7 protein-coding genes and 2 tRNA genes are annotated in these 9664 nt (G+C 69.7%); all 9 read right to left on the bottom strand.

Going from position 1 to position 9664, the window contains the following annotated elements; all coding sequences use genetic code 11:
- Positions 1-434: 434 nt before the first annotated feature.
- Entirely contained in the window at positions 435-1280 is an 846-nt protein-coding gene (locus VN520_RS15795) for a DegV family protein (RefSeq protein ID WP_325747551.1), read from the bottom strand.
- Between the two features lie 193 nt (positions 1281-1473).
- Positions 1474-2175 (bottom strand): hypothetical protein, encoded by a 702-nt coding sequence (locus VN520_RS15790; protein ID WP_325747550.1) that lies wholly within the window; start codon positions 2173-2175, stop codon positions 1474-1476.
- A gap of 179 nt (positions 2176-2354) precedes the next feature.
- On the bottom strand, positions 2355-5228 hold the full coding sequence (leuS, locus tag VN520_RS15785; protein ID WP_325747549.1) for a leucine--tRNA ligase: 2874 nt from the start codon (positions 5226-5228) through the stop codon (positions 2355-2357).
- 863 nt (positions 5229-6091) lie between these two features.
- A tRNA-Ala gene (locus VN520_RS15775) sits at positions 6092-6164 on the bottom strand.
- Positions 6165-6320: 156 nt separating this feature from the next.
- Positions 6321-6554 carry a hypothetical protein gene (locus tag VN520_RS15770; RefSeq protein WP_033305681.1) on the bottom strand — a complete coding sequence of 78 codons (234 nt, stop codon included), beginning with the start codon at positions 6552-6554 and terminating at the stop codon, positions 6321-6323.
- Between the two features lie 438 nt (positions 6555-6992).
- Positions 6993-7065 (bottom strand) — tRNA-Ala (locus VN520_RS15765).
- Between the two features lie 116 nt (positions 7066-7181).
- The gene (locus tag VN520_RS15760) at positions 7182-7835 is read right to left on the bottom strand and encodes a histidine phosphatase family protein (RefSeq protein WP_325747552.1); all 654 of its coding nucleotides are present in this window, start codon (positions 7833-7835) and stop codon (positions 7182-7184) included.
- Positions 7832-8263 (bottom strand): ribosome silencing factor, encoded by a 432-nt coding sequence (rsfS, locus tag VN520_RS15755; RefSeq protein WP_010062919.1) that lies wholly within the window; start codon positions 8261-8263, stop codon positions 7832-7834. Before rsfS ends, VN520_RS15760 begins: the two co-directional genes overlap by 4 nt.
- A gap of 60 nt (positions 8264-8323) precedes the next feature.
- Positions 8324-9664: LCP family protein (locus VN520_RS15750; protein WP_325747548.1), on the bottom strand; the 1341-nt coding region annotated here is incomplete at its 5' end.

Here is a 9664-nt window from a genome sequence, read left to right as displayed (position 1 = left end):
CGACGCGCCGCCGGTGTCCGCGCCGGGCGCCGGACGTGGTGCCGGGTGACGCGCCGGCCGCTCCCCCGGGGCGGACACCGGGCCCGCACCGGGCGCGCCCCGCCGGACGGGACCCGCGGGGCACGCGATGTGCGGCACGGTGCGTGGGCGGGCGTGGGGGCGGATCCATGGCTGCGTGCGCACGCAGATCCGTGCGCCGAAGTGTGGGCGGATCCACGGCTGCGTGCGCAGTCAGCGCTGTAAGCCGCAGCGTGGGCGGGTTGGTGGCGTCACCGGTCAGGGCCTGCCGGTCAGTGGCACGGCTGGACGTGGAAAACGTTCGGGAGGTCATGCCTCACGACGCTAGACACTTCCGGGAAAATCCGCCGAGCTGCCCCAATTACAGTGGATAACCCGCCAGTTGTGGATAACTGCCTCACTCTTCGGAGTGACGTTCAACGTGGTGCGACCACCGCTCCCAGCAGCCCCGGACCGGTGTGCGCGCCGATCACCGCGCCCACTTCGCTCACATGCAGATCGGCAAGTCCCGGAATCCGCCCCCGCAGCCGCTCCGCCAGCCGTTCGGCCCCGTCAGGAGCGGCCAAGTGGTGTACGGCGATGTCCACAGCACCCGTGCCCGCCCGCGCGGCAACGATCTCTTCGAGCCGCGCGATCGCTTTGGAGGCCGTCCGCACCTTCTCCAGCATCTCGATACGCCCGCCGTCGAGTTGCAGCAGCGGCTTGACGGCCAGGGCCGACCCCAGCAGTGCCTGGGCGGCGCCGATGCGCCCGCCCCGGCGCAGGTAGTCCAGCGTGTCGACGTAGAAGAACGCAGACGTGCCCGCCGCCCGCTTCTCCGCCGCTGCGACCGCCTCGTCCAGGCCGCCGCCCGCCTCGGCGGCCTCGGCGGCAGCGAGCGCACAGAATCCCAGGGCCATGGCGACCATGCCGGTGTCGACCACACGCACCGGCACCGGCGCGTCCTTCGCGGCGAGCACAGCAGCGTCGTACGTGCCGGAGAACTCCGCCGACAGATGAAGGGAGACGATGCCGGTAGCGCCCGTCTCGGCCACGGTGCGGTACGCGGCGGCGAAGACTTCCGGGCCGGGCCGCGATGTCGTCACGGAGCGGCGCTTCTGCAGGGCCAGCGCCAGCGACCGAGCCGAGATCTCCGTGCCTTCTTCCAGGGCTTGATCCCCCAGGACGACGGTCAGCGGCACCGCGGTGATGCCGTGCCGTTCCATCGTCTGGGGCGGCAAGTAGGCCGTTGAATCGGTGACGATCGCGACATGGCGGGACATGAGCCGGAGGTTACCTTCCGGGACGGGGGCACGGCAGCCCGGGACCTGCCTGTTGATCGTTCCCGGTCGGCCCGGGGCTCGCACCCGGAGCCCGCGCCCGACGCCCCCGGGACCTGCCGGAGGCGTTCAGGACGCGTTCGGACGCATCGAACGCCCCCGTGATCGCGGCCTGCCTCCCCGCCGCCGGGGCGCGTCAGTTCGTGGTCTCCGGCCTGGCGGACTTCTGCCACGGATAGTCCGTGCGCAGCCGCGGGTCCGGAGGGGTGAGCGACGGCGGCGTCTTCTCCTCGGCCGGTCCGCTCCACCTGTGCCCGGCCGTCTCCCCCTGTGCCGCCGGCTCCTCGGCCCCCTCGGCCGTCCAGTGCCGCAGGGCCCCGGCCTCCAGGTCGATCTGTGCGTTGAGCGCGGCCAGGTCGTCGTCGGCGAACTGCTCGGCCCGGTCACGCACCGCCCAGCGCAGCGATTCCGCCGAGTGCGTGATGCGCTCCGTGCGCTCCCTCAGGCTCGGCAGCAGCTTCGCCACCGTCGCCCGGTCCGGCTCGCGTTCCAGTCGCTTGAGGTCGTTGTCGAGCTCGTGTCCGTGGGCGCTCAGGCGCTGGAAGAGCCCCAGCGACTCCGAGAGGGAGGCGTCCTCCGCAGCGCCCGCGTCGAGCACGTCCTGGGTGGCCCTCATCGACGTACGCAGCTTGAGCCTCAGCTGCGCGAGCTCCCCCGGCACGCCCGGCTGACCGTAGCTCTTCGCCCTCAGCGTGGTGTCCTCCACGGAGCGGCGCGCCTGTGTGATCGTCCGGTCCACACCGCGCTTGGCCGCGCGCACCGTCTTCACGCCGGCGTACACCCCGAGCGCCATGAACGCCACGAACAGCAGCGTCAGGATCAGGATCACGGCTTCCATGAACGCCCCTCGGTTGTCGAATCGGCAGCCCGTGTGCGGTCGCCCCTTCTACCGTAAACGGAACGGGCAGGCCGAGGGTTCCACAGGAACCCGCAACCTGCCCGTAGGGGAAAGCCCTGGCACTTCCGCCGCGGACCGCCCGGCACTGTCACCCGGACGCCCGGACGCCTCGGCCGGCGTTAGGCGGGGACGATGTTGACCAGCTTCGGCGCCCGCACGATGACCTTGCGGATCCCGGCCCCGCCCAGCGCGGCGACGACGTTCTCATCGGCCAGGGCCAGGGCCTCCAGCTCCTCGTCCGAGATCGACGGGGAGATTTCCAGACGCGCCTTGACCTTGCCCTTGACCTGCACCACACAGGTCACGGTCTCGTCCACGACGTACGCCGGGTCGGCAAGCGGGAAGTCCTGGTGCACGACGGACCCGGTGTGGCCCAGCCGACGCCACAGCTCCTCCGCCACGTGCGGCGCCAGCGGTGCGATCAGCAGCACCAGCCGCTCGGCGACCGACCGCGCCAGCGGGCCGCCCGCCTTCGTCAGGTGGTTGTTCAGCTCGGTGACCTTGGCGATGGCGGTGTTGAACCGCATTCCTGCCATGTCCTGGCCGACACCGTCGATGGCCTTGTGCAATGCGCGCAGCGTGTCCTCGTCCGGCTCCGTGTCCACGACGGTGACCTCACCGGTCTCCTCGTCGACGATGTTGCGCCACAGCCGCTGCAGCAGCCGGAACTGGCCGACCACGGCACGGGTGTCCCAGGGACGCGAGACGTCCAGCGGCCCCATGGCCATCTCGTACAGCCGCAGGGTGTCCGCACCGTACTCGCCGCAGATCTCGTCGGGCGTCACGGCGTTCTTCAGGGACTTGCCCATCTTGCCCAGGACGCGGCTGACCTTCTCGCCGGCGTAGTAGTACGCCCCGTCACGTTCCTCGACCTCGGCGGCCGGAACCGCGATGCCGCGGCTGTCCCGGTAGACGAAGGCCTGGATCATGCCCTGGTTGTACAGCTTGTGGAACGGCTCCGCGGACGAGATGTGCCCCAGGTCGTGCAGCACCTTCGACCAGAAGCGGGCGTAAAGCAGGTGCAGCACCGCGTGCTCGGCACCACCGACGTACAGGTCGACACCGCCGGTCGGCTGTCCTTCGCGCGGTCCCATCCAGTACTGCTCGATCGCCGGGTCGACCAGCCTCTGGTCGTTGTCCGGATCCAGGTAGCGCAGCTCGTACCAGCAGGAACCCGCCCAGTTCGGCATGGTGTTGGTCTCGCGGCGGTAATTGCGCGGACCAGCGCCGTCGCCCAGGTCCAGGGTGACGTTGACCCAGTCGGCGTTCCGGGACAGCGGGGTCTCGGGCTGCGTGTCGGCGTCGTCCGGGTCGAAGGTGCGCGGCGAGTAGTCCTCGACCTCGGGCAGTTCCAGCGGCAGCATCGACTCGGGCAGCGGGTGGGCGATGCCTTCCTCGTCGTACACGATCGGGAAGGGCTCTCCCCAGTAGCGCTGGCGGCTGAACAGCCAGTCCCGCAGCCGGAAGTTGACAGTGCCCTCGCCCACGCCGTGCGCCTGCAGCCACGCGGTGATCTTCGCCTTGGCCTCGACGACGCCCAGGCCGTCCAGCGAGATCTCCTCGTTGGCGGAGTTGACCAGCTTCGCGTCGTACGAGCTGAAGGCGTCCTCCCAGGTGGAGGCATCCGTACCGCGGTCGTCCGACGGCTCGACGACACAGCGCATCGGCAGCTCGAAGGCGCGCGCGAAGGCGAAGTCGCGCGCGTCGTGCGCCGGTACGGCCATGATCGCACCGGTGCCGTAGCCCATCAGGACGTAGTCGGCGATGAAGACGGGCACCTTCTCGCCGCTGACCGGATTGGTCGCGTAGGCCCCGGTGAAGACACCGGTCTTGTCCTTGGCCTCCGCCTGCCGCTCCACATCGGACTTGGCCGCGGCCTGCTTGCGGTAGGCGGTGACGGCCTCGGCCGGGTTCGCGTGGCCGCCCGTCCACACCGGGTGGGTGCCCTCGGGCCAGGCTGCGGGGATGATCCGCTCGACCAGCTCGTGCTCGGGCGCCAGCACCATGTAGGTCGCGCCGAACAAGGTGTCCTGACGGGTGGTGAAGACGGTGATGTCTCCAGCTCCGTCGACGGGGAAGTCGACGCGAGCACCCTCGGAACGGCCGATCCAGTTGCGCTGCTGCAGCTTGATCGCCTCGGGCCAGTCCAGCCCGTCCAGGTCGTTCAGCAGCCGGTCCGCGTAGGCGGTGATGCGCATGTTCCACTGGCGCAGCTTGGCCTTGAAGACCGGGAAGTTTCCGCGCTCGGAGCGGCCGTCGGCCGTCACTTCCTCGTTGGCCAGTACGGTGCCCAGTCCGGGCGACCAGTTGACGGGCGCGTCCGAGGCGTACGCCAGGCGGTACTGCCCCAGGACGTCGGCACGGTCGGCGGCGCTCAGCGTGCCCCACTCACGGCCGCCGGGGACCGCACGCTCACCGCTCTCGAACTGGGCGACCAGTTCGGCGATCGGGCGCGCCCGGTCGGCCTCGGTGTCGTACCAGGAGTTGAAGATCTGCAGGAAGATCCACTGGGTCCACTTGTAGTAGTCCGCGTCGATCGTCGCGAACGAGCGGCGCTTGTCGTGGCCCAGGCCCAGCCGGCGCAGCTGGGCCTTCATGTTCTCCATGTTGGCCTCGGTGGAGGCCCGCGGGTGCGTACCCGTCTGCACGGCGTACTGCTCGGCCGGCAGTCCGAACGCGTCGAAACCCAGGGTGTGCAGGACGTTGTGCCCGGTCATCCGCTGATGGCGGGCGTAGACGTCGGTGGCGATGTAGCCCAGCGGATGCCCGACATGGAGACCTGCTCCCGAGGGGTACGGAAACATGTCCATGATGAACTTCTTCGGCCTGGCGGCCAGCTCCGGATCACCCGCCAGACCACCGGACGGGTTCGGCGCCTCGTACGTCCCCTCGGCGTCCCAGAAGTCCTGCCAGCGTGCCTCGATGTCGGCGGCCATCGCTGCCGTGTAGCGGTGCGGCGCGGCCACCTCGGCCGCGGTATTCGTCTCGCTCATGATCCTCAAAGCTCCATCGATCGTCATCTGCCGGCGCCCACGTCTACGGACACACGTCTACGGAAACGAAAAATCCCCTCGCACAGGAGGGGACGCCGCGCCGAGTCCGACCAGGCATTCTCACCGGTCGGGAATGATCAGCGCGGCTCGCTAAGCAGAAGGCGTACGGCACGCATGGCGCCAGGGTACCGCACGGGCCCGGTACCCGGCCCGGCACTCGTCCGGCCGGGAAGCCGCGTGGGGCCCGCCACCCCAGAGGCCGATCGACACACCGCCCACGCGAACCTCCCCCATGACTCACACGCTGCGAGGGTCACTCCCCGTACTGCCCCCGCGGGGGGTGATACCTCAGCCCCGTACCAGGAGGTATCCAGCGCCCTGACATGCGGCAACGGACCTTTACCGGGTCGTTCGGAGTTGCCTCACGGGATCTCCTCGCAGGATCTCCCCCTCCACGAGCCCCAGCCCTGGAATGAAGCAGGGAGAGCCCGTCCGGCGTAAGGACACCGTGCCGTTCGACCGCTCCCGGCGCCGGTGCCGTTCCCGCCGGTCGGACCGGAGGTCCGCGCCGGCGGTGGGCCGCTGCGGATCCCGGGTCGGCCGGCCGCCGGGACCACGGGCCGGAGCGGGCCGGAGCGGGCCGTGCAAGCTGGGACCGCACGGCCGCCGCAGGCGGCCTGTCCGACGTACTGACCGACGGGAACCCCGCAGCTCTGGAGGCCCTCCGCGAGGCGACCCAGGCCGTGAAGGGCCGCAGGGCGCGCGAACACCTGGACAGGACCGCACACCGGCCCCGGACCACCGAGGTGACGGACACAACAAGAAGCGGGCCATCCGATACCGGATGACCCGCTTCCTCCCTGTGGAGCTAAGGAGAATTGAACTCCTGACCTCCTGCATGCCATGCAGGCGCTCTACCAACTGAGCTATAGCCCCGTGCTGTTTGCCGCCCGGTTTCCCTGGCGACATCGAGAACATTACACGGTCGCACCGGCCCATCAAAAATCGTTTCCACTCTGTCCGGATATGAGTGGTGGACGACGCTCTGACCAGCGGCTGCTGTGGCGGGGAGCCCTCCTCGGAAGGATGGCGTCAGGCGGTGGCGAAGGAGTAGAACCGCTTGAGGGTGCAGTGCTCCTCCAGGAGCCGGCCGTAGATGGGCTCCCCCTCGAGCTCGCGGTACGTCTCGATGGGGTCGCCTTTTATGATCAGCGCCCGCGCGCATTCCTCACACCAGTACTGGAACTCCGCGTTGACCGGATCCATGTCCCTGACGATGGGCGTACCACTGCCGCACCAGTCGCACTTCCGCCTGTGTGCACCCATCCGGTCAGCTCCGAGGGCGGCCGCAGGCCGTGGCGAAGGGGTCCTCCTGCGAGGCGCCGAGGAAGCGCGGCACGGTCGAACAGCGGGTGGCGACGAAGCCATGGGACGCGCCGGGGGCAAGGGGCGGGCCCGGGGCCCGTACGCGGCTCGCAGGCATCGCGCTCCCTCCCGATCGGTACGTCGCCCCCTCCGGCGCTCCGATTCTGCCATGGTCCCGCAAGGGGGTCAGCCCGGCGACCGCCCCGACGTCAGCCTTTGCCCTGGAGGAAGGCCACCGGACCGGCCGGCCCGCCCGCGAAGAAGGCACCGGAGCGCCCTGTCCGCCCTTGCCTCAAGCGGGCCGGGGCAGTTGAGGCACGACCCGCGCGGGTCACCGCACCGGATCCGCACAACCGGCCAAAAAAGATCCCGCCCCCACCGGGGACGGGATCTTGATTGTGGAGCTAAGGAGAATTGAACTCCTGACCTCCTGCATGCCATGCAGGCGCTCTACCAACTGAGCTATAGCCCCGCTGTCCGCTGTGTTTCCCTGCGTTTCCGCGCTGCGAACAAGAAGAACTTTAGCCTGCGACGAGCCGGAAAGTGAAATCCGGCCCCCGCCGCCCGGAGAGAACCTCCAGGTGCCCGTCAGTCGTCGTCCCCGAGCACCGGCTCGGGAAGCGTCCCGGCATTGTGCTCGAGCAGGCGCCAGCCACGCGCACCCTCGCCCAGCACGGACCAGCAGCAGTTGGAGAGCCCGCCGAGCCCCTCCCAGTGATGGGCATCGAGCCCGAGCAGGCGGCCGATGGTCGTCCGGATCGTGCCGCCGTGGCTCACGACGACGAGCGTGCCCGCGTCGGGCAGCTTGCCGGCGTGCTCCAGGACGACGGGCGCAGCCCGGTCGGCGACCTCGGTCTCCAGCTCGCCACCGCCCCTGCGGACCGGTTCACCGCGCTTCCACGCGGCGTACTGCTCGCCGTACTGACCGACGATCTCCTCGTGTGTGAGGCCCTGCCAGGCGCCCGCGTACGTCTCCCGCAGTGCGGAGTCGTGTGCGACGTCGAGGCCGGTGATCGAGGCGAGCTCCTGGGCCGTGGCCACCGCCCGCCGCAGGTCGGACGCCACGATCGCGTCCGGCTGCAGTGAGGCGAGCAGCCTGGCGGCGCGGCGTGCCTGGCCGACGCCTGTCTCGGTCAGCTCGATGTCCGTGGAGCCCTGGAAACGGCGCTCCAGATTCCAGGCCGTCTGGCCGTGCCGCCAGAGGACGATCTTGCGGCCCCGGCCGCTCCGGCTGCCGTTCAGCTCTGGTCACCTTCCGTGCCGCCGTTGAGCTGGGCGTGCTCCTCGGCCTTGCCCCGGGTCTTGATCGCGTCCTCGGGGAGGGCGATCTCGGGGCAGTCCTTCCACAGCCGCTCGAGCGCGTAGAACACGCGCTCCTCGCTGTGCTGTACGTGGATCACGATGTCGACGTAGTCGAGGAGGATCCAGCGGGCGTCGCGGTCACCTTCGCGGCGTACCGGCTTGGCGCCGAGCTCCTTCTGCAGCCGCTCCTCGATCTCGTCGACGATCGACTTGACCTGGCGGTCGTTGGGAGCCGAGGCCAGCAGGAAGGCGTCGGTGATCGACAGCACGTCGCTGACGTCGTAGGCGATGATGTCGTGCGCGAGCCGGTCGGCCGCCGCCTGGGCGGCGGCGTTGATGAGCTCGATGGAGCGGTCCGTGGCGGTCACATGCAGGCTTTCGTCGGCGGTCAGATCAACCTCTAGGGTCTCACGGACCGCCGACAGCCCTTACGACGTCTGCTCGGGGATTTCGTAGTCCTGCCCCAGAACGACGGACACGTCGGCGTTCGCGGCGGGCTCGCCCTTCTTCACCGAGCTCTCCGGCAGGCCCAGGGTCTTGGCCACCTCGATCGCCTTCGTCCTGTCCTCCGCAGCCCCGTGGACCACCTCGGACGACGCCGCGGCGTCCGTCCTGCCGCTGTCGACGAAGGCATAGCCGCCGTTGACGAGCTGAATCCTGGCGGATTCCGTATCCTTCGCGTTCCCCGTGGCGTTCTTGATGCCGACGCGCACGGCGGCACCCTGTTCCGGAGCCTTCACCTTGCCGCCCAGGACGTCCTTGACGACGCTCTCGGTGGCCTCGTCGGTGAGCGTTCCGTCGCTCTGGACCGGGAGCAGCTCCGTCTTGTAGTCGCCCACCTTGGCGTGTCCGGCGAGCTTCGCCAGCGAGGCGCCCAGGTCCTGCTCGGGCAGGGACGGGTCGAGGATCTGTGCGAGGGTCTCCACGGTCACGGTGGCGGCCTCGGGGTCCTCCGACAGCTTGCGCAGCACGCTGCGCATGACCTGCCCGAAGCGCATCAGCTGCTTGGCCTCCGGCTCGCCCGGGCCCCGGTAGGTGGCGTACGCGACGGCCATCGGCCCGCTCAGCGTCTGTGCCTCCCCCTTGCTCACGAGCGGCGAGGCGCCTTTCCCGGAGCCGGGCACATCCGTGTCGGTGTCGACCTCGATGCCGCCCACCAGCTCGACGAGGTTCTCGAGGTACGGGGTGTCGAGCCGCCAGGTGCCACTGATACTGGTGCCGAGCAGGGTGTCGATCGCTTCCCGGGTGCCGGTGGACCCGTCGTCGTCGACGGACTTGCCGAGCGTGGTGGTGGATCCGTCGTCCGCGGCCACGGCCAGTGCGTTGGGGAGCAGGACGGTGGCGCCCTGCTCGGTGGTGACGTTGTCGACGAGCAGCGCCGTGGAGGTGCCGCCCTTCTTGGTGTTGTGCAGATGGACGACGATGACGTCCCGTTTCTGCGGGCCGGCCGCCGTGTTGTTCTGCTCGTCGCTGCCGGAGACTCCCGGGATCTTCCCGGCGAACCAGAGATAGCCCGCTCCGCCGACGACCACGAGAGCCACGACGACTATCAGGGCGATCATCCGGTTGTGCCCGCGCCGTCGTGCTTCCTCGCGCCGCTCGCTGCGGCTCTCGGTGAATTTCAGCCAGTCGATGACGTCTTCGGAGTCCTCGTCGGGCTCCTCGATGAAGGCGAACTGCTCGGTCCCGTAGTCGCCGTCGGCGCGGCGCTGTCCCGGAACGGCCGCGTCGGCCACCGGTTCGGGATCGCGCCGCTGTTCCGGCACGGG

It is taken from the genome of Streptomyces sp. (genome assembly GCF_035563135.1).
GTDB lineage: Bacteria > Actinomycetota > Actinomycetes > Streptomycetales > Streptomycetaceae > Streptomyces.
The sequence above is the reverse complement of the archived record's forward strand: the minus strand, read 5'-3'. Positions and strand labels throughout refer to the sequence as shown.